The sequence below is a fragment of the Corynebacterium sp. ACRPQ genome (genome assembly GCF_022347225.1).
In the GTDB taxonomy this organism is placed as follows: Bacteria; Actinomycetota; Actinomycetes; order Mycobacteriales; family Mycobacteriaceae; genus Corynebacterium; species Corynebacterium tuberculostearicum_D.
On the sequence record NZ_JAKRNF010000003.1, the window covers coordinates 39,938 to 58,882 of the forward strand.

At 58.7% G+C, this 18,945-nt stretch carries 18 protein-coding genes and 7 tRNA genes; 11 read left to right on the forward strand and 14 right to left on the reverse strand.

Annotated features, from left to right (window positions below; translation table 11 throughout):
• Nucleotides 1-381: 381 nt before the first annotated feature.
• Nucleotides 382-1,581 carry an IS1249 family transposase gene (locus MHY24_RS02900; protein WP_239228306.1) on the forward strand — a complete coding sequence of 400 codons (1,200 nt, stop codon included), beginning with the start codon at nucleotides 382-384 and terminating at the stop codon, nucleotides 1,579-1,581.
• A 187-nt stretch (nucleotides 1,582-1,768) separates the two neighbouring features.
• Here MHY24_RS02900 and MHY24_RS02905 read toward each other — a convergent pair.
• From MHY24_RS02905 to MHY24_RS02930, 6 genes are all read right to left on the reverse strand, one after another.
• Nucleotides 1,769-1,844: transfer RNA gene (locus MHY24_RS02905), tRNA-Gly, on the reverse strand.
• A gap of 44 nt (nucleotides 1,845-1,888) precedes the next feature.
• A tRNA-Val gene (locus tag MHY24_RS02910) sits at nucleotides 1,889-1,960 on the reverse strand.
• A 27-nt stretch (nucleotides 1,961-1,987) separates the two neighbouring features.
• A tRNA-Cys gene (locus tag MHY24_RS02915) sits at nucleotides 1,988-2,058 on the reverse strand.
• Between the two features lie 30 nt (nucleotides 2,059-2,088).
• A tRNA-Gly gene (locus MHY24_RS02920) sits at nucleotides 2,089-2,164 on the reverse strand.
• Between the two features lie 38 nt (nucleotides 2,165-2,202).
• Nucleotides 2,203-2,274: transfer RNA gene (locus tag MHY24_RS02925), tRNA-Val, on the reverse strand.
• Between the two features lie 47 nt (nucleotides 2,275-2,321).
• Nucleotides 2,322-2,397, reverse strand: a tRNA-Gly gene (locus MHY24_RS02930).
• 245 nt (nucleotides 2,398-2,642) lie between these two features.
• On the opposite strand from MHY24_RS02930, the gene MHY24_RS02935 reads away from it, so the two are divergent.
• From MHY24_RS02935 to msrB, 5 genes are all read left to right on the forward strand, one after another.
• Nucleotides 2,643-2,714, forward strand: a tRNA-Val gene (locus tag MHY24_RS02935).
• A gap of 73 nt (nucleotides 2,715-2,787) precedes the next feature.
• The gene (locus MHY24_RS02940; RefSeq protein ID WP_204608803.1) at nucleotides 2,788-3,690 is read left to right on the forward strand and encodes a DMT family transporter; all 903 of its coding nucleotides are present in this window, start codon (nucleotides 2,788-2,790) and stop codon (nucleotides 3,688-3,690) included.
• 71 nt (nucleotides 3,691-3,761) lie between these two features.
• Entirely contained in the window at nucleotides 3,762-4,448 is a 687-nt protein-coding gene (locus MHY24_RS02945) for a pyrimidine reductase family protein (RefSeq protein WP_204608800.1), read from the forward strand.
• Nucleotides 4,449-4,466: 18 nt separating this feature from the next.
• Nucleotides 4,467-5,618 carry a glycosyltransferase family 87 protein gene (locus tag MHY24_RS02950; RefSeq protein ID WP_204608797.1) on the forward strand — a complete coding sequence of 384 codons (1,152 nt, stop codon included), beginning with the start codon at nucleotides 4,467-4,469 and terminating at the stop codon, nucleotides 5,616-5,618.
• Between the two features lie 9 nt (nucleotides 5,619-5,627).
• Nucleotides 5,628-6,050 (forward strand): peptide-methionine (R)-S-oxide reductase MsrB, encoded by a 423-nt coding sequence (msrB, locus tag MHY24_RS02955; RefSeq protein WP_005325013.1) that lies wholly within the window; start codon nucleotides 5,628-5,630, stop codon nucleotides 6,048-6,050.
• Between the two features lie 113 nt (nucleotides 6,051-6,163).
• Here the strand turns inward: msrB and hemQ are convergent, their stop codons facing one another.
• Entirely contained in the window at nucleotides 6,164-6,865 is a 702-nt protein-coding gene (hemQ, locus tag MHY24_RS02960; RefSeq protein WP_204608795.1) for a hydrogen peroxide-dependent heme synthase, read from the reverse strand.
• Between the two features lie 212 nt (nucleotides 6,866-7,077).
• Between hemQ and MHY24_RS02965 the strand changes: the two genes are divergently transcribed.
• Entirely contained in the window at nucleotides 7,078-7,671 is a 594-nt protein-coding gene (locus tag MHY24_RS02965) for a DUF3000 domain-containing protein (protein WP_239228378.1), read from the forward strand.
• A 1-nt stretch (nucleotide 7,672) separates the two neighbouring features.
• Entirely contained in the window at nucleotides 7,673-8,917 is a 1,245-nt protein-coding gene (locus MHY24_RS02970) for an HRDC domain-containing protein (protein WP_239228307.1), read from the forward strand.
• Between the two features lie 20 nt (nucleotides 8,918-8,937).
• On the opposite strand, the gene dxs is transcribed toward MHY24_RS02970, so the two are convergent.
• From dxs to dut, 5 genes are all read right to left on the reverse strand, one after another.
• Complete coding sequence (gene dxs, locus MHY24_RS02975; RefSeq protein WP_239228308.1) at nucleotides 8,938-10,863, reverse strand: 1-deoxy-D-xylulose-5-phosphate synthase; 1,926 nt, start codon at nucleotides 10,861-10,863, stop codon at nucleotides 8,938-8,940.
• A gap of 138 nt (nucleotides 10,864-11,001) precedes the next feature.
• Nucleotides 11,002-12,225, reverse strand: coding sequence for a class I SAM-dependent RNA methyltransferase (locus MHY24_RS02980; protein WP_239228309.1), 1,224 nt, complete (start codon nucleotides 12,223-12,225; stop codon nucleotides 11,002-11,004).
• Nucleotides 12,218-12,895 (reverse strand): DUF3159 domain-containing protein, encoded by a 678-nt coding sequence (locus tag MHY24_RS02985; protein WP_239228379.1) that lies wholly within the window; start codon nucleotides 12,893-12,895, stop codon nucleotides 12,218-12,220. Before MHY24_RS02985 ends, MHY24_RS02980 begins: the two co-directional genes overlap by 8 nt.
• A gap of 62 nt (nucleotides 12,896-12,957) precedes the next feature.
• Complete coding sequence (locus MHY24_RS02990; protein ID WP_239228310.1) at nucleotides 12,958-13,905, reverse strand: DUF3710 domain-containing protein; 948 nt, start codon at nucleotides 13,903-13,905, stop codon at nucleotides 12,958-12,960.
• Nucleotides 13,906-13,953: 48 nt separating this feature from the next.
• The gene (gene dut / locus MHY24_RS02995) at nucleotides 13,954-14,427 is read right to left on the reverse strand and encodes a dUTP diphosphatase (RefSeq protein WP_239228311.1); all 474 of its coding nucleotides are present in this window, start codon (nucleotides 14,425-14,427) and stop codon (nucleotides 13,954-13,956) included.
• Between the two features lie 142 nt (nucleotides 14,428-14,569).
• Between dut and MHY24_RS03000 the strand changes: the two genes are divergently transcribed.
• Nucleotides 14,570-15,028: a DUF3093 domain-containing protein gene (locus MHY24_RS03000; RefSeq protein ID WP_367398045.1), complete on the forward strand. Its 459-nt coding sequence runs from the start codon at nucleotides 14,570-14,572 to the stop codon at nucleotides 15,026-15,028.
• A 111-nt stretch (nucleotides 15,029-15,139) separates the two neighbouring features.
• Here the strand turns inward: MHY24_RS03000 and MHY24_RS03005 are convergent, their stop codons facing one another.
• Together MHY24_RS03005 and MHY24_RS03010 are read right to left on the reverse strand one after the other, a co-directional pair.
• The gene (locus tag MHY24_RS03005) at nucleotides 15,140-15,430 is read right to left on the reverse strand and encodes a DUF4193 domain-containing protein (RefSeq protein WP_005325023.1); all 291 of its coding nucleotides are present in this window, start codon (nucleotides 15,428-15,430) and stop codon (nucleotides 15,140-15,142) included.
• A 112-nt stretch (nucleotides 15,431-15,542) separates the two neighbouring features.
• On the reverse strand, nucleotides 15,543-16,430 hold the full coding sequence (locus MHY24_RS03010; protein WP_239228312.1) for an inositol monophosphatase family protein: 888 nt from the start codon (nucleotides 16,428-16,430) through the stop codon (nucleotides 15,543-15,545).
• On the opposite strand from MHY24_RS03010, the gene ppgK reads away from it, so the two are divergent.
• Together ppgK and MHY24_RS03020 are read left to right on the forward strand one after the other, a co-directional pair.
• Nucleotides 16,429-17,187 carry a polyphosphate--glucose phosphotransferase gene (gene ppgK, locus MHY24_RS03015; protein WP_225746859.1) on the forward strand — a complete coding sequence of 253 codons (759 nt, stop codon included), beginning with the start codon at nucleotides 16,429-16,431 and terminating at the stop codon, nucleotides 17,185-17,187. The genes MHY24_RS03010 and ppgK overlap by 2 nt on opposite strands.
• Before the next feature lie 200 nt (nucleotides 17,188-17,387).
• Nucleotides 17,388-18,860, forward strand: a complete 1,473-nt coding sequence (locus MHY24_RS03020; RefSeq protein ID WP_005325028.1) for an RNA polymerase sigma factor — start codon at nucleotides 17,388-17,390, stop codon at nucleotides 18,858-18,860.
• Nucleotides 18,861-18,945: the final 85 nt, after the last annotated feature.

Below are 18,945 nucleotides of genomic sequence, written 5' to 3' on the forward strand. Positions count from 1 at the left end.
CTTAGGAGCTCTCCATTTGTCGGGCATTAAAAAACGGACCAGAAGCCATCAGGGCAAAAATAACCAAGGTGGTGCCTACGCCGATAAGCGCCAAAGGCCACGCCGCGTTGCCGCTGCCGTCACCCGCATCTGCCGCATTAAGGCCCGCAAAGAAAAGAACAGTCCCAGAAACAAAAGACGCGAAGCCGCAAGCTCCAAGCAATAGCGGTACCACTAATGCGGCTTAAACGACAGGATGTGTTGGTGAGGTTACGTGGTTAGCCGGTCTGGCGTGCTGATATTAGGAATATTTCACTTATCCGGAGGGATATCCCAGCTTCGACCATGAAATACCGCCAAAGCCATGCCGGTGTGCTAGGCACCTAGGTTCACGATGAGAGGATGAGTAAAAATCATCCTCGATGCCCCGTCTGCGGCGGGACATGCACGAAACACGGAAAAACGAGTGCTGGGCACCAACGATGGCGATGCCGCACCTGCAAGGCCACCTTCACCCGCGTGAATAACGACGCCGTGCAAGCCAAATGGTTCCGCCTTTTCATTTCCTGGCTCACCTCCAGCAACAGCCTGGAAGAAACCGCTAAAACCTGCGGTGTTTCAACGCGAACTTTGCAACGACGCTTCACACCGTTCTGGCTTATCCAACCTCCTAGACGCGTTGATAAGCAGCGAATCTACGACCAAATCTTCATCGACGGCACCTACTTCAACACCAAGTGCCTTGTTGTAGCTGCCGACTCCACCCATGTCATCAATTGGTTCTGGTGCACGAAAGAATCCTCCTGGTCGTATATGCGCCTGCTGGACGAGCTAGCCCCACCACAATTGGTTACCTGCGATGGGGATTCCGGAGGGCTTAAAGCACTACGCAGCCTGTGGCCTGATACCCCGGTTCAACGCTGCATTGTCCACGTCAAGCGCAATATCCAACGTGCCACCGGCCTTCACCCCACCTCGCCGATGGGCAAAGCACTACGACGGCTTTCCTTTGAACTACTCGCCGTTGACAACCTAGATAAGGCAGCCGAATGGATAGTGAAACTACAAAAGTTCGGCACCGTATTTAGCACTCAGCTCAAAGCCCGTACCTACGTCAAAGACGTCCCCTTCGACCAGATTCCTAAGTCCAAGCGCCGGAACAAAAAATGGTGGTACACCCACTACACCCATCGCGGGATTTACCTGCAGCTAAAGAAGATGAGCCAACAAGGACACCTCTTTGCCTACCTCGCCGAAGCTAAAGAAGGCCAACGGTTGGAACGCACGACCAACAAGCTAGAAGGCGGGGTGAACTCACAAATTAAGCAACTCCTGCACACCCACCGCGGACTGCGCGACGAACAACAGCGCATCGCCTGCGACTGGTGGCTGCATCTACATACGCAGCTGCCTGACGATCCTGTAGAGATCGCCAGGCAGCAAAACTGGGGCCAGGACGCACTCGCCAAAGCACAAACCCTAGCCAACCAGGAAAAACAAGCCACCAGCGGCCACGAAGACGGCCGACCAGCAACCTACGACAGTGCCATCGACACTGCCTACAACCACTCTATGGGAATACGCAAAGGCCGCATGCGCTAAATCCCACCAACACAAAATGTCGTTTAGCCCGACACGCCGCAAAACAACACATTCTGTCGTTTAGGCCACTAATGCGCGTAACATCTTTCCTCCTCCGCTGAGGGTTTTGACCGTGCAAAGGCAAGCGTATCGCACAAAGCGCAGAAGAAAACATAGAAAAAGCCACCCCGTTACAGGGGTGGCTATATGGAGCGGATGACGAGACTCGAACTCGCGACCCTCACCTTGGCAAGGTGATGCGCTACCAACTGCGCTACATCCGCACAACAAACCGGAGTTTGCTACAGAGTCCCAAAAGGGACCCTCGTGCGCGATACTGGGATTGAACCAGTGACCTCTTCCGTGTCAGGGAAGCGCTCTCCCACTGAGCTAATCGCGCTTAATGCCCGAAGGCATTAAGAAGTTGAGGTGGAAACGGGAATCGAACCCGTGTGCACGGTTTTGCAGACCGTTGCCTCACCACTCGGCCATTCCACCGTGGCGATACCGCCTCACACAATACAGTGCTGGAGCGGATGACGAGACTCGAACTCGCGACCCTCACCTTGGCAAGGTGATGCGCTACCAACTGCGCTACATCCGCATGCGAAACCAGGCCCGGTTTCTAGGACAAAGTCCTTGTGCGCGATACTGGGATTGAACCAGTGACCTCTTCCGTGTCAGGGAAGCGCTCTCCCACTGAGCTAATCGCGCGTTATTCATTTAGAACCACTCTTCACGGGAGAACCCTTAGAAAAGCGTGGAGCGGATGACGAGACTCGAACTCGCGACCCTCACCTTGGCAAGGTGATGCGCTACCAACTGCGCTACATCCGCATTGCCCCGCAAACTTTGTACCGTTGCGGTGCGAGAAGAAACATTATCGTGCTCCGCGCCAGTTTCCAAATCCCCAGCCCAGCGGCATTCTTTCCGGCACCGATTTTTCACATTCGAGCCATCCCAAAACACACTGGTGTGATTCTCCCAAGACAGTGGACCGCAGGCCGCCTCCCCTTGATGCGCACTCCTGCCCAGCCAATTAGGTGTTTGAATTTAGTGCGGTGTAGATTTAGCCACCGCAAGGTCCTATAGCTCAGTGGGAGAGCGTTCCGTTCACACCGGAAAGGTCACTGGTTCAATCCCAGTTAGGACCACAATTTCCCGCCCACCGCTCCACTCCAAAGGGGCTTGGGCGGGTTTCTTTATATCCCTGTAAAGTGTCCCGACGTGTTGTGGATTCTCTTAGGCATTATCGCCGGACTCGTTCTACCCGTTCAGACCCTGGTTAATACGCGCCTGCGCGCGTCTACTGGCACGCCGTTTTCCTCTTCGCTCATCTCGTTTGCCGTGGGCACGATAACTTTGCTTGTCATCGCGACAGCCGTCACCGGCGGCGAATTCGGCATTTCCCGTGCCTTTGGGGAACCGCTGTGGATTTGGTTCGGTGGCCTGCTCGGCGTGGTTGCGCTTACTGGAAATATCCTTTTGTTTCCTCATCTGGGCGCGGTCCAAACCGTGGTCCTTCCCATCGCGGGCCAGATCATGATGGGCCTTGTCGTCGACCACTTTGGACTATTTGACTCCCCCACTTCCCCACTATCCCTAGTTCGCACCCTAGGGGCACTAATTGTCCTCGGTGGAGTGATTTCTATCGTCGCCAGCCCCGGCGCGCCAACGAAGCAAGAAGACAGCGCTATGGCGTTATGGCTTTGGCGCCTCGCCGGCTTTGTCTTTGGTTGCTTTACCGCAAGCCAATCCGCCATTAACGGCCACCTTGGTCAGATCACCGGGTCGCCCGTTAGTGCGGCTTTGGTGTCTTTTAGCATTGGCGTTTCCGCGCTGGTAGTGCTCAATATTGCTTTGCGCTGGCGCCCTCGCATTGAGCGTCCCGAGGGTAAGGCTAACCCATGGTGGATGTGGGCAGGCGGCGCCTTGGGAGCCTTGTTTGTCTTTGGCAACGCGGCCTTAGTACCGCAGATTGGTACTGGGCTTACTGTGGTGGCAACCCTTCTTGGTTCCATGGTGGGCTCCGTACTGATCGATCGCCTGCGGGGCGCCCCCGTAGCAATGCGCCAGGTAGCCGGCATTGCAGTAATTTTGGTTGGCGTAATACTCATCCGCTTGGTGTAGGCCCATCGTCTGGGGTGCGCCCTGCGCTTTACCGTTCTGGGCATCTGGTGCCTTGACTAGACTGGGAAGGCATGGATATCTCTTCGCTATTGGGCCCTGATTCCGGTGATGTATTCACCGTCCGCACGAATATGGTTAGCACGTTAACCGGCTCGGCAACCATGAACCACGTTTCCAAGGACATGGGAAACGACACTGACGGGCAGCTTTTTACTGCTCTACGTAACTGGGCAGACGTCGTGTTGGTGGGTGCGCAAACGGTGCGCGCAGAGGACTACTCCGGAGTAAAACCTAACGGGGTTGGTTCGCGGCCGGCTCCTATTGCCGTACCTTCCCGCAGCCTTGATTTCGATATCACCTCGGACTTCTTCACGGATTTTACTACCCCGCCCATCCTCCTAGTCCCCCATAGCAGCCGGGACGATCAAGAGCTCGCAAAGCGCATCGCGACCATCGAATCCACAGGCGCGGAAGTCTGCGATGCTGGCGAAGGAACCGTGCAGGACTACATATCTGTCTTAAAGGACCGCGGGTTTAAGCGCGTGCTGTGTGAGGGCGGGCCAGGAATGATTGGGCAGTTGGTAGATGTCGATGCCATCGACCAAATGTATTTGACCCTGGACCCACATCTATCTACCGGCGTGGAAACTCCCATGGCGACGTTTAAGGGCGAGCATTCCCATCGCCGCATGCAGTTAGAAAATGTCGCGGCCGATCACGATGGCACGGTGTTTCTGCGGTATTCCCGCGCCCGCTAGGCCGTAGACTAAGGGGCCGTGAATTCCCGAATCAATGCCGCCGCCTGGCCCGTGGCCATCCTGCTTGTTGTGCATCGCGTCTTCATCATCGCGCGCAATGGCACGCCGACGGATGATTTCACCACCGTGTATAACGCTGTGGCACGCATGTCCACTGGCCAGCCGGTCTATGAGCAGGCTTATAACCACGTTGACCCGCTGTACCTGTATACGCCGGGGGCGACGCTGCTGCTCGCGCCGCTAGCGCACATCGATTTTTCGGCGGCACGGGGACTATTCATCGTCGCCAACGCGGCTGCAATCGTGGCAGCGCTAGCGGTACTCACCCTTGCGGTAGACCGCACACTTACTTCGGCGGTGTGGCCAGTATCTATCGCTTTGGCCTTTGTCACGGAATCGGTGACCAATACGCTCGCATTTACCAATATCAACGGCATTCTCTTGCTATGCATGGCCGTGTTCTTGTGGGCTTTCGTGCGCGCCGAGCGCACCCCATGGCTGGGCTGGGTGGCAGGCGTGGTCATTGGCTTGGCCATCGTCATTAAGCCGCAATTTGCGCCGTTGCTCTTCCTGCCCTTGGTCAAGCTGCAATGGCGCAGCCTCGTGACTGGCATTGGCGTACCGGTAGTTCTCAACCTTCTAGCGTGGCCGCTCGTGCCGGGCGCTAGCGGCTTTGTGGATAACCTCCTGCCCTACCTCTCAGAAACCCGTGACTATGCCAATTCTTCCTGGGCAGGCTTCCACGCCTACGTTGACTTTGGTGCGGGACTGTATTGGACCGTGTGGTTGATATTTGCCGCGCTTTCGACCGCAGCGATTCTCGGGCTTTTACGCTGGCGCAACTCCGACCCGACCTTGTGGGCACTGACGACAAGCGGGGCGATCATGGTGGGTATCTTCTTCTTGTCTTCCCTTGGCCAGCAGTATTACTCCATGTGGCTATTCCCATTGATGTTTACCGTTGTGCTCAATCGTTCGGTTTTCCATTCTGCGGGTGCGTGGTTTGCGGCCTTTCTCTATTTGGCTCCCGTTTCCTGGGCATCTACAGCGCACCCGGATGCTGGTCGGTGGATGAATTTTTTCACGGCCACGGCGGGATGGGCGCTGCTTATCGTCGCAATCTTCGCTACGGTCGCCGGCTGGTGGCGTGCCGCGCGCAGCACGGTTTAGACTCGGCCCATGACCGATTTCAAGCTCATTGCCGATACCGAATGGCGCCAGCGCTTAAGCCCTGAGGAATACTACGTCCTGCGCGAAGCCGGCACCGAGCCGCCCCACGTAGGCGAGTACACCAATACCACCACCGAGGGGGTCTATTCTTGCCGCGCGTGTGGAACCGAGCTTTTCCGCTCTACGGAAAAGTTTGAGTCCCACTGCGGCTGGCCTTCCTTCTTCTCCCCACTCGCAGGGGACAAAATCATTGAGCGCGAAGACAATTCGCTAGGCATGCGTCGCGTAGAGGTACTGTGCGCCAACTGCGAATCTCACCTGGGGCACGTCTTTGAGGGCGAGGGCTACGATACCCCCACCGACTTGCGCTATTGCATCAACTCCATCTGCCTGGACTTGGAGGAAAAGCCGGTAGAAGATGGCACCGCCTAAGGGGGCATGCACAAGAAAGCGCGCCCCGTCAGCAGCCTAACGTGCAGGCTAGTGACGGGGCGCGGCTAAGGGGGGACGTCGCCAAGCAGGGCTACTGCTGGGCGGCGTTACTTTTAGGGCAGAACTGCGATGAGCTCTGCTACGTCCTTGACGCGGCGGCCGGTGTGGAAAGGAATCTCCTCGCGCACGTGGTGGCGGGCCTCGGTGTAGCGCATCAAGTACATCAGGTCGACGATGCGGTGGAGCTCATCCGCCTCGAAGGCCAAAATCCACTCGTAGTCACCCAGGGCAAAGGCTGGGACGGTATTTGCGCGCACATCGGGGTAGTCGCGCGCCTGCATGCCGTGCTCCATAAGGATGCGGCGGCGCTTTTCATCATCCATGGTGTACCAGTCATAAGAGCGCACGAAGGGGTACACCGAGATCCACTCCTTGGGCTCCTCACCCATGATGAAGGAGGGCAGGTGGGACTTATTGAACTCTGCTGGACGGTGCAAGGCATTGCCCACCCAGGTCACTTCGCTTACCTGGCCCAGGGTGGTCTCGCGGCGGAAGTCCCCGAAGACCTTTTGCAGGTCAGAGAATTCCTCGGCGTGCCACCAGATCATGAAGTCGGCGGAATCGCGCATAGCCGTGAGGTCGTAAATGCCGCGCACGGTTACCTTTCCGGCTTTTTCCACGCCGGCAAAGAACTCCTGCGCTTGGGCGATGATCTCCGCTCGCTCGGTGCCGAGCGCGCCCGGAATCACCTTAAAAACTGCGTGCTGGGAATATTGCTGAACCGCGTTGAGTTCCTTGTAATCAAGCTTCGCCATTGCGTTCTCCTTTGCAGAAGCCTTTGGGTTAACGAACACATCCATCATAAGTTGGATATGAAACCTTGTCACTTCTCGACCATAAGGAGGACGACACGCCTCCGCATCGGCGCGCCTCCCCCAGCTAGAGGACGCGAAACTATAGCTTGAACGTCGTGAGCAATTCCGAATCGACCACCCCACGCAGCGCCGAGGCCTCCGCCCCCACCCCTTTGCACGGGCAGGCGGAAAGCCACGAGCCAGCTACCCCCGCCGCTTTCACCCAAGCAGTGGAGTCCATGCACGCGGCCGACCTGCGCCCTGAGATCACCCTAGGCTCCATTCGCCCACCGCAACGCCTTGCGCCGTTTAGCCACGCAATCGGCCTCGAAGTGGGAAACGAAGACGACCCAGATATCGTGCCCACCGATGCAGAGGGCGACGCCTTTGGCCGCCTCATCCTGCTCCACGATCCGGGCGCTGAGGAAGCTTGGGAGGGCGCCATGCGCCTTGTGGCCTATATCCAGGCGGATATGGACGACGCCGTAGCCGGCGATCCACTCTTGCCCGATGTGGCGTGGCAATGGCTCAACGAGGGCTTAGAAAAGGAGGGGACCGGCCACACGAACTTGGGCGGCACCGTCACCTCCACCGCGTCCGTGCGTTTTGGCGAGATTGGCGGCCCACCGCGCGCCTACCAGATCGAAATGCGCGCTTCGTGGACTGCCGAAGGCCTCGATCTCGCACCCCACGTGCAGGCCTTTGCCCAGGTATTGGCCAACGTTGCCGGACTACCCCCTGAGGGCGTCACCGAGCTCGGCCACTAATATGCCAGAATTGCGCAGCCGGCCGCTCGAGGGCATCCCGCCGGTTTCTTCTACCCCGGAAGAATTCACCGCTGCCGCAGCCCGCCTCGCCGCGGGTACGGGCCCCTTTGCCATCGATACCGAGCGCGCCTCCGGCTATCGCTACGATGATCGAGCCTTCGTAGTGCAAATTCGCCGCCGCGGCGCGGGCACGATGCTTTTTGCCCCTGAGGGCCACCGCGAGGAGCTCACGGCCGCCCTTGCCCCAGTGCTCAACGGCACGGAGTGGATTATTCACGCCGCCCATTCGGATTTGCCTTGTCTCGGGTGGCTCGGTCTCTTTCCCGGCTCCATCTTTGACACGGAACTGGCGGCACGGCTCGCGGGATTTGAACGGCCCAACCTGGGCACTATGGTCGCAGAGCTTTTTGACGTCGAACTGGAAAAAGGCTACGGCGACGCCGACTGGTCCACCCCGCAGCTCAGCGAGGAACTCAAAGCATACGCCGCGCTCGATGTGGAACTGCTCCTCGAGCTAGCCGACGCCCTGCGCGATATTTTGGCCGAACAAGACAAGATGGACTGGGCTTTAGAGGAATTTTCCGCCATAGTCCAGGAACATTCCGGAGACTTCGCTCCCCAGCCGCACACGTGGCGCGATCTGAAGGGCATCTCCAGTTTGCGCAGCGGCCGTCAGCTCGCTGCTGCTCGAGCGCTGTGGGCTAAGCGCGACGCTATCGCTCGGCGCACGGACACTGCGCCCGGCCGGGTATTAGGAAATAAAACGCTGGTAGAAATTGCGCGCACCCTTCCCACCACCGCCGGCGAACTTACCCGCGTCAAGGGATTTCCCCGCCGGCGCAAGGGCGCGACCGCCCGGTGGATGGCTGTACTTAACCAAGCGCGCACCGTTCCCCCGCAGCAGCGGCCACGCGTCCATCGCGCCCCACAACCGGTTCCTTCCAAAACCATCTGGGCCAAGGACTACCCGGACCTATGGGAGATATACCAAACTATCCGCGCGGACATCGCCGATCTCGCTACTGAACTCGGCATGCCATCCGAGCTTCTTATCCGCCCTGCCACTGTGCGTGCAGCGGTATGGGCGAAGGTAGGTGTGCGCGCCAATAAGCGCCACCGCGGACCTGATTCTGTCGCCGGCGCCATCCGGCAGCCTGGCGACGTCGCTGCCTTCCTGCGCGCGGAGGGCGCGCGCGAATGGCAAATAGAAATGACCGCCCCGATTATCGTGGACGGTCTTTTCTAGGAATATTTAGTGAGCTAGGTTTAGTCCTCTTCTCCTCGCGCGTTGGCATCAGCAGTGAGGTTTTCTAGCCACTCGCTTATCGACGCCGCCATAAGCTCAGGCGTCAACCCGAACTCTTCCAAAACCTCGCCGCGGGACCCGTGCTTAGGGAAGTATCCCGGAACGCCGAGTCGGCGCACAGGAGTATCGACCTCGGCTGCGCTGAGAGCTTCCGAAATCATGGAGCCAATACCGCCTCGAACAAGGCCGTCTTCTGCCGTAACCACCAAGTCGTGGTCAGCGGCGAGAGCCACCACAGAGCTTGCCACCGGCGCTACCCAACGCGGGTCAATAACGGTAACGTTCACGCCCTGCTCGCCGAGCAGCTTCGCAGCCTCGATGCTGCGCGCGGACATGGCACCGATGGAAACGATGAGCACCTCGGGGGTGTCCTCGCCGGCATCGGCTTCGCCATAGTGCAGGATGTCTACGCCATCGCCCAACGTATCCACCGCTTCCATATCCGGCAGCAGGTTGCCCTTAGGGAAGCGGACCACGGACGGGCCAGATTCAATCTCTAACGACTCACGGAAGAGCTCCCGCAGGCGCGCGCCATCGCGCGGGGCGGCAATATGCATTCCTGGCACGATGCTCATGAGCGCCATATCCCACACGCCATTGTGCGAAGCGCCATCGGAACCGGTAACTCCGGAGCGGTCAAGCACGATGGTTACCGGCAGCTTTAGCAGCGCAATATCCATAATGACCTGATCCACGGCGCGGTTTAAGAAGGTGGAATATACCGCCACGACGGGGTGCATCCCGCCAAGCGCCAGACCGGAGGCAGAGGTCATTGCGTGCTGCTCGGCAATTCCCACATCGAAGAACCGCTCTGGGAAGCACTCTTGGAAGGGAGCGAGCCCAGTAGGACCTGCCATTGCGGCGGTAATGGCTACGATGTCATCGCGCTTCTCGGCAGCGGCTACCAGTTCCTCTGAGAAGGCGGCCGTCCAGCCAGGCTGCTTGGTGCCCTTAGCCACACCGGTGACCGGATCGATAGCACCGGTAGAGTGCATCTGGTCCTTCGGTTCATTGACGGCCGGGGCAAATCCGTGGCCCTTTTCGGTAACCACGTGCACGATGATGGGCCCGTCATAATCGCGGGCATAAGTCAGGGCATGTACCAAGCTATCGATATCGTGGCCATTGATGGGGCCGATGTACTTCATGCCCAGTTCCGGGAACATTTCGGTAGGCAAGACGGTGGACTTGACGCCCTCTTTCATGGCGTGCAAGGCATCAAAGGCACGCTCGCCTACCCATCCCATTTGCTTCAAGCGGCGCTTGCCCTGTTCCATGAGCTCGTCATAACCGTGCTGGGAACGGATACGGCCAAGGTTTTCGGAAATGCCACCGATAGTGGGCGAATAGCTACGGCCGTTGTCATTGACCACGATGACCGCATTGCGGCCCTTGTCCTCCGAGATATTATTTAACGCCTCCCAGCACATGCCGCCGGTGAGGGCGCCATCGCCGACAACACCGATGACATTGCGGTGACCGTCGCCGCGAATCTTGAAGGCCTTAGACAAGCCATCAACCGTAGACAGCGACGCCGAAGCGTGGGAGGACTCGGTCCAGTCATGCTCGGACTCGCCGCGGTCCGTATACCCCGAAAGGCCGTCCTTTTGCCGCAAGGTATCGAATTGATCCGTGCGCCCAGTCAGCATCTTATGCACATAGGACTGGTGCGAAGTGTCAAAAATAATGGGCTCACGCGGAGAGTCAAATACACGGTGCAACGCAATGGTCAGTTCCACCACGCCCAAGTTAGGCCCCAGATGTCCGCCCGTGACGGAGACCTTGTCAATGAGGCGCTGCCTAATCTCTGCCGCCAGCTCCTCAAGCTTGTCTGCAGACAGCGCCTTGAGGTCCTGCGGCGAGTTAATGGTATCCAAGATAGTCATGGAGCGGCCTTCAACTCCTTCTGTGCTTAGTTCTTCTTTTCTACCGTACCCGCGGCGGGCGGTGAATATTATATCGGTCAATGTTCCGAGAACGGCGCGGCAACGTTCAACACCCCGCCTCGGAGCCATAAAAGCTCATTAGGCAGGGGTAATGAGCGCAATCGTTTCAAAGTGGTGCGTTCCGGGGAACGCGTTAATGAGTGCCATCTTTTCTATTCCGTATCCGTGCTGGTTCCAGTATCCCAAGTCGCGTGCGAAGGTGGCGGGGTCACATCCCACGTGAACGACCGCCTGGGGTGCAGCGGCCGCCACGGAACGAATCACGTCCTCCCCTGCTCCGGTGCGCGGCGGATCAAGGACTACAGCGCCAGGCTTGGGAAGCTGGGCGGCGACCTGCTCCACCTTCGCGGACTTTACTTCCACATCGCAGTCCGAAAGGGCGGCCTGTTCCCCGGCCGTAGCCGCCGGTGAATAGTCCACGGAGATAACCTTGCCCTGCACGGCATGGGCCAGTGAGGGAACGAATAGGCCTACGCCGCCGTAGAGATCCCAGGCGGTGTGCTCTTGGTACTCGCGGCCCCCGAGCCACTCCGCTATCAGATCGGTATACGCGGCCGGTGCGTGGCTGTGGGCCTGCCAGAAGGCGGTAGCAGGAAAGCTAAACGTCCGCCCGTCTACATGCTCGTGCACCTTGCCGCTGCCTTCTACCACCTCACGGATGGTCTCCACGCGGCGCCCGCGCGGGGCCTTGCGGGTTTCTACCACGTGGCGGTTGCCCTCACCATCGAGAACGGCGATGACCTCAGCGCCTGGGGTAAACCGGCGCGCGCCCTCTCCAACGAGCCCCTCTGCCAATCCCGGAGCCAGCTGCGTACAAGCAGCGCCCGTAACAAGCTCATTGGACCGACGCTGACGGGTTCCGGCGCGCCCTTGCTTGTCGACGCCCCATCTCACCCGCGTGCGCCATCCCCGAACCGGCTCTAGGGTGTGCTGCTCAATGTTCAGTTCCTCGCCGGTGACAACGCCGGTGCGGCGCAGCTGCTCCGACAAGATCTCTGCCTTGATTCCGGTTTCGGCCGCGGGATCCAGCTCAGCAAAATCGCAGCAGCCTGCTCCCTGCGCGGCAGCGGGACAAGACGATGGCACGCGCAGCGGCCCAGGGCTTAGTACGCTTTCCAGCTCTGCCTTAATGAACGACTTCTTTACACGGCCGGCCGTAGCTTTTACGACGTCGCCGGGAAAAGCGCGAGGAACGAATACCACTCGCCCATCCGGCGCCTGGCCAATTCCTTCCCCGCCGTGCGCCATGCGGTCAATGGTGACCTCAAGACTATCGCCACGGCTCATCGTTAATTCAGTCATTTTCTGCCTCAGACTTTTGTTCTCGTTCTGCGTTAGTGTGCTCACCTGTGCCCGCCGCTGCGTCAACGGCTGCATCCGCGCGGCGCACCATCCACACGGTCAGCGCCGTAACTAGAAGCGTCAATGGCCACCCCATCAGGATTCGGGTCACCCCTAAGGCAGTGGTTGCATCCGCATCATAAATGGCGCGCTGAACAACAAAGCGGGCCAGGAAGATGACCGCCCACCCGCCGGTAGCGATGGCATAAGCCCGGCGCGCCTCGGTAACCTTTTGCCACTGCATTTCCTCGCCATTAATCCCCTTCCAGATGACGCCCACAGCGGGCCACCGGAAGAGGATTGATAGTACCGCGGCAATGCACAGTGCCAACGACATCCAGATGCCGTACAAGAAATACCCTTTGGCGTCACCGGTAAACCAGGCGATGGCAGCGCAAAGAGCCACTCCCAGCAAACCCGATATGGCCGGCTGCAGGGTCTCTTTACGGACAACCCTCCAGAGTGCAATAACAACGGCCACGCCGAGCGCCGCCGCCAAGGCTGGCCCCAGCCCAAAGAAATTATTGACAGGAATCAGCACAAGGACCGGCAAGGTGGCCGACACGAGCCCTGATAAGCCACCCATCTGCTCCAGCAAGGTGGGTTCGGCAGCAGACTCCTCAGAGTCCAGGTTCTTAGCGTCCGGGGAGGGTTGCGGCGAGGAAGAATGTGTCACGTGGTTTACTGCTTTGCCTAGTTTTTGGAATTAGGTGCAGAGCCCTCATCGGGGTTCTGCGGGGACGATCCATTCTCACCCTGTTGTGGGGCGCCGCCCAAATCGCGCAGGTGCTGCTCCGCCTCTGCTTCTGCCGCAGGGTCAGGGCCGCCCACGCCGTTTTCTGGGTGGTGCTGAGCATTAGCGGCTGCCTGCTGTTCTTGCTGGCGCTGGTCCATGGCCTGCTTGACCTGCTCTACCAGCTGCTCAGGCATGATGACCGGCAAAGCATTTCCTGCCAGGATGGGATCCTCGCCGCGGTAGACGAAGGTACGGGCAGCAACCTCGCGAGCCATGTCTGCGAGGTCTGCTTCCATGCCGGCCGGCGCGGCCAGGGTCATGCGCAGCATCCAGCGCGGACCGTCCGCACCGATGACGCGGACCTGACCGTTGTCGTTCTTGCCCACGACCTCAGCACCCCAAGGGCCTGGCTCGGTAGTAACGGTAAGACCGTCGCGGCTCATGCCCTCCTTGATTTCCTCCACAGATTCTGCCCACTGGCCTGGCTTACGTGGGGCGGCAAAAGCTACTGGAGTAATTCGGCCTACCTTGGTCACGATGTGCAGCATTCGTGGGCCTTGTTCGCCCATTTCCACCTGTACCTGGGATTCCTTTGGCAGTGGGATGCGCAGGGACCCCAGATCTAATACGCCAATGGAAAAGTCGCTGAAATCAAAGGTCTCGATATCGACGGAGTCTCCATCAAAGGGGCCGGTCTGGCCATTGATGGCATCATGTGCAAACTCGCGGGGTTCATTGCCAGAAGCCGCCGCGGCATCTGCTGCGGTGTCGCCTACTGGAGCATAGGTCTCCTGCGCCTCTGCATCCGCGGACGTGGGGTCCGCCGGCTTTTCGCTTTGTGCTGCAGGCTTTTCCTGAGCCTTCTTTTCTTCGTCTTTCTTCTTGCCAAAGGGCCAGATTCCCATGGGTGCTACGTCCTTTCTAAAAGTCTCGTTGAGTCTCTACTGCTTTAACTACACACCGGTAGAGCCATAGCCGCCGGCTCCGCGGACGGTGTCATCCAACTCTTCAACCTCAGCAAACCCCACCAGCTCTACGCGCTGGACCACGAGCTGAGCGATGCGCATTCCGCGTTCGATCTCAATGGGAGCGTGCCGGTCGTGGTTGATGAGGCAGACCTTGATCTCCCCGCGGTAATCGGCATCCACCGTGCCCGGGGTATTGACAACGGAAAGCCCTTGCTTGGCGGCTAGTCCGGAGCGCGGGTGAATTAAACCAACCGTTCCTAGTGGCAGCGCAATGGCAATCCCGGTGCCGACGAGGGCGCGCTCGCCGGGTTGCAGGGTAAGAGATTCTGCTGCATAGAGGTCCGCACCGGCGTCACCACGGTGGGCGCGGCGCGGCAGTGGAAGCTCCTTATCCAGGCGCTTGACTTTAATGTCCCCAAAGGGGCTTTCTGATTGAGAATGCGGAATCGAGTCAGTCACCTGGCCAATCCTACCTGCCTTGGGAGGTTCATTCTGCGGCGCGTGTGGACTAAACTGACTAGACGTGTCTGATACATCTGCTACTTCCGCAACTCCGGCACCGTCAAGCGCCGCTTCGGCACAGGGCACGGTGGACTCTCAAGTGCTCTACCGCGAACGCCAATGGGTCCCTTGGTACTTTTGGCTATTTGCCGCCGCCATCGTGGCACTTACTTCCGCTACCGCCGGCCTTAACCGCAACATGTGGTGGACCATTATTCCCGCGATCCTTCTTGGCGCTATCGCCGTGTGGGTACTTATTACCTGGTCCAATACAGTCATCAAGGTAGAGCGTGACCCGGATGGAACGCGTTGGCTCACGGTCAAAGATGCCCAATTGCCTAACGACGTCGTCTCGCGGTCTATCACCGTTCCGAAATCTGCGCGGCGCAATGCGCTGGGACCACAATTCGATCCCGCGGCGTTTTTGGTCTCCCACGCTTGGGTGGATGAGCACGCCATGATGGTGCTCAATGATCCAGAGGACGACACTCCTTATTGGCTTATCTCCTCGAAAGATCCGGAGGCTTTGCTCCACGCTTTCGTTCCGGAACAGCACTAATCTTTAATAGCTTTGCACACCACCGAAAGTTTGGTGGCTGCAATAGCAAACCCCGCATTCGGCAGGTGAAAAGTTGCCGAGTGCGGGGTTTCGTTTCTGCTTCGTATTCCTTTAGGCGCAATCCTTGCAGATTGGCTGGCCGTCCTCTTCGTGGGAATAACGCTTATTGGACTGCACTAGGAAACACGAGCCACAGGTAAACTCATTTTCCTGACGTGGAACTACCTCAACATTTAGCTCCTCGCCCGTAAGGTCTACTGATGGCGGCTGGAAGGCCTCGACGATTTCTCCGTCATCGTCCATGCCGTTGTTATCGCTCTCAGCGGCTTTGAGTCCTTCTAGGGAGTCAGTTTCGAGTTCATCTTCCGCGCGCCGGCGCGGTGCGTCATAATCGGTGGCCATAATGCACGCCCCTAATGGTCAAGTTGCTTTAAGGAATGGGTATTTATCGATCGCGCATAGTAAAGCACAAATGGCTAGATGTCATCTCACCGCTCGCCGGCGCGGGAAACTATTACCCCCGCAGCGCGTCTGTGACCGTGTGTGCTGCTAAAAGCTTATCGAATGCGGGGGCCAAATCTGCCCCCGCGGCCCAGGTAAGTTCACCGTCAGCAGAGCCCTTATCAAAGCCTGGATGGCGCACTACTGCACCTGCTTCGCGAGCAACGATTGCCCCAGCGGCAAAGTCCCAGGCATTGATGCCGTGCTCAAAGTAGGCATCAACGGTTCCCTCTGCCACCCTGCATAGGTCGAGCGCGGCAGCGCCGATGCGGCGAATATCACGCACATTAGGCAGGAGCTTGGTGAGAAGCTCGGCTTGGGCTGCTCGCCGGTCGGCTTCGTAACCAAAGCCGGTGGCTACCAAGGCCAACGCAGGATCTTGTGTCTGGCCACACCGCAGTGCGTGCTCAATTCCGTCTGGGCCGGTGACCGTGGCGCCCTGGCCGGCTGCGGCAGCATAGGTACGCCCGCGCGCCACGTTGACCACCGCGCCAGCAACGAGGTGCCCTTGGTACTCTGCACCGATGGATACGGCGTAGTCCGGCACCCCGTAGAGGAAATTCACGGTGCCGTCAATCGGATCGACAATCCAGGTAACCCCACTGGTCGATTCCACATTGGCGCCTTCTTCACCAAAAATGCCATCCCCGGGGCGCTGGGTGCGGATGGTGGTGGCAATGAACTCCTCTGTCGCGGTATCGACCTCCGTTACGGGATCCACGTCGCTGGACTTGGTGTGGGTATGCGCCGCGATGCCGTCACCGGCTACGAGTTCTGCACGCCGCGTAGTAACTAATTCCGCAGCGCGCGTGGCGGTACAAACGGCAAAATCCCGCAATTGGAGAAAATCGATCTGCTCAGTCATGCCAACTATTGTGCCTTCTTCTAGACTGTCGGGCATGACTACTCTTTCTGGCCATTCCTTTGGCATCGATATCGGAGGCTCCGGCATTAAAGGCGCTGAGGTGGACCTTGCCACCGGCGAATTCGTGGGTGAACGCATGAAGATCGCCACCCCACAGCCGTCTACGCCGCATGATGTTGCCAAGGTAGTAGCCCACATCGTGCAGGAAAAGCAGTGGGACGGCCCCGTTGGCATCACCCTTCCTTCCGTGGTTCGCAACCAAGAAGTCGAGACTGCAGCAAATATTTCCAAGGACTGGATTGGGGTCAACGCCACAGAACTCTTTGCGGACTACCTGGATGCGGATTTTGCCGTGCTTAACGACGCCGACGCGGCGGGACTAGCCGAGGTGGCCTACGGAGAGGACATCGCCAAGCAGGGCTCCGTTATCTTCCTAACCCTCGGCACCGGTATCGGTTCGGCCTTCTTCCTAGACGGCCAGTTGTTCCCTAATACCGAACTGGGGCACCTCACGGTGGGCGATGACGAAGCTGAGAAGATCGCGTCCTCGGCCGTAAAGGACCGCGAGGAACTCAAATACAAGCAGTGGACTAAGCGACTCAACAAGGTCCTCGCGGAGTATGAAAAGCTCTTCAACCCGCAAGCCTTCCTCATCGGGGGTGGGATTTCCCGCAAGTTTGAAAAGTGGGGCCCACACCTTGATATTGAAACCCCCGTCATGCCTGCACAACTGCGCAATCGCGCAGGAATTGTCGGAGCTGCGATGGCGGCGGTAGACGGTTTGAAACCGTAATATTTACGCACTGCAGGTGACCCTATCCACCGGCAGATTGGAAAGATCCTCTATACTGGGCGGTCGATCCTAAGTTAAATAGCTCTAGGGCGTTTCTGGCCTGCATATGGCCACAACGCGTTAACATCACACTGATGCACGAGCGCCCCACTAGGGCGCACTGAGCTGTTTCAATCAAGAAGTTAGTCGAAAGGGCGTACGTGGCAGCCACTGAATCTTCAGACCAGGCACTCGGCGAGGGCGAAAACGCCGCTGAGGCATCTACTCCTGCAAAGAAGACCGCCAAGAAGACGGCAAAGAAAACCGCGAAAAAGACGGCTAAGAAGACGGCCAAAAAGACCGCTAAGAAAACAGCCAAGAAGACTGCGAAGAAGACCGCCAAAAAGTCGGCCAAGAAGACCACTAAAAAGTCTGCGAAGAAGGCCACTAAGAAGACGGTCCGCAAATCCGCGGCAAAGAAGCAGGAATCCCCAGCCGAGTCCGAAAAGCAGGCACAGCCGGAAGCAGAAGAGGAGCTCGAGGAGGACGAGCACGACGAAGACGTCGACTTCGATCCCACCAATGCGGACATCGAAGACGATGATGACTTCGACGCCGGCGAAGACCTCGAGGACGATGACCTCGAAGAGGATTTGGACGACGACGATGAGGAAGAAGAGGAAGACTCCTCTTCCGTCTGGGACGAGGAAGAGTCCGCTGCGCTGCGTCAGGCACGCAAGGATGCGCAGCTAACCGCCTCCGCTGACTCCGTCCGCGCCTACCTCAAGCAGATTGGTAAGGTCGCCCTGCTCAACGCCGAGCAAGAGGTTTCTCTGGCCAAGCGCATCGAGGCTGGCCTGTACGCACAGCACCGCATGGACGAGATGGAAAAGGCCCGCGCCGAAGGCGATAAGGCCGCCAAGCTCTCCCCCATGGAAAAGCGCGACCTGCGCAGCATCGCCCGCGATGGCCGCAAGGCCAAGAACCACCTGCTGGAGGCCAACCTGCGTCTGGTGGTTTCCTTGGCCAAGCGCTACACCGGCCGCGGCATGGCTTTCTTGGACCTCATTCAGGAAGGCAACTTGGGCCTTATTCGCGCTGTGGAGAAGTTCGATTACACCAAGGGCTATAAGTTCTCCACTTACGCCACGTGGTGGATCCGCCAGGCCATTACCCGCGCCATGGCTGACCAGGCTCGTACCATCCGCATCCCAGTGCACATGGTGGAAGTCATCAACAAGCTGGGCCGCATCCAGCGCGAGCTCTTGCAGGACTTGGGCCGCGAGCCTACCCCGCAGGAGCTGGCGAAGGAGATGGACATCACCGAGGAAAAGGTGCTCGAAATCCAGCAGTACGCCCGCGAGCCCATTTCCTTGGATCAGACCATCGGTGACGAAGGCGATTCCCAGTTGGGTGACTTCATCGAGGACTCCGAGGCCGTCATTGCGGTCGACGCCGTATCCTTCACCTTGTTGCAGGATCAGCTCCAAGACGTGCTGACTACCCTGTCCGAGCGCGAAGCCGGCGTGGTTCGCCTCCGCTTCGGTTTGACCGACGGCATGCCGCGCACTTTAGACGAGATTGGCCAGGTCTACGGAGTTACCCGCGAGCGCATTCGCCAGATCGAGTCCAAGACGATGTCGAAGCTGCGCCACCCATCTCGCTCGCAGGTTCTGCGCGACTACCTCGACTAATCGCTGCAGCTGCACGCGAATTAAAGCCCGCACCAATTTCGGTGCGGGCTTTTTCATAGTTATTCCTAGGCCTCCAACGGCCGCT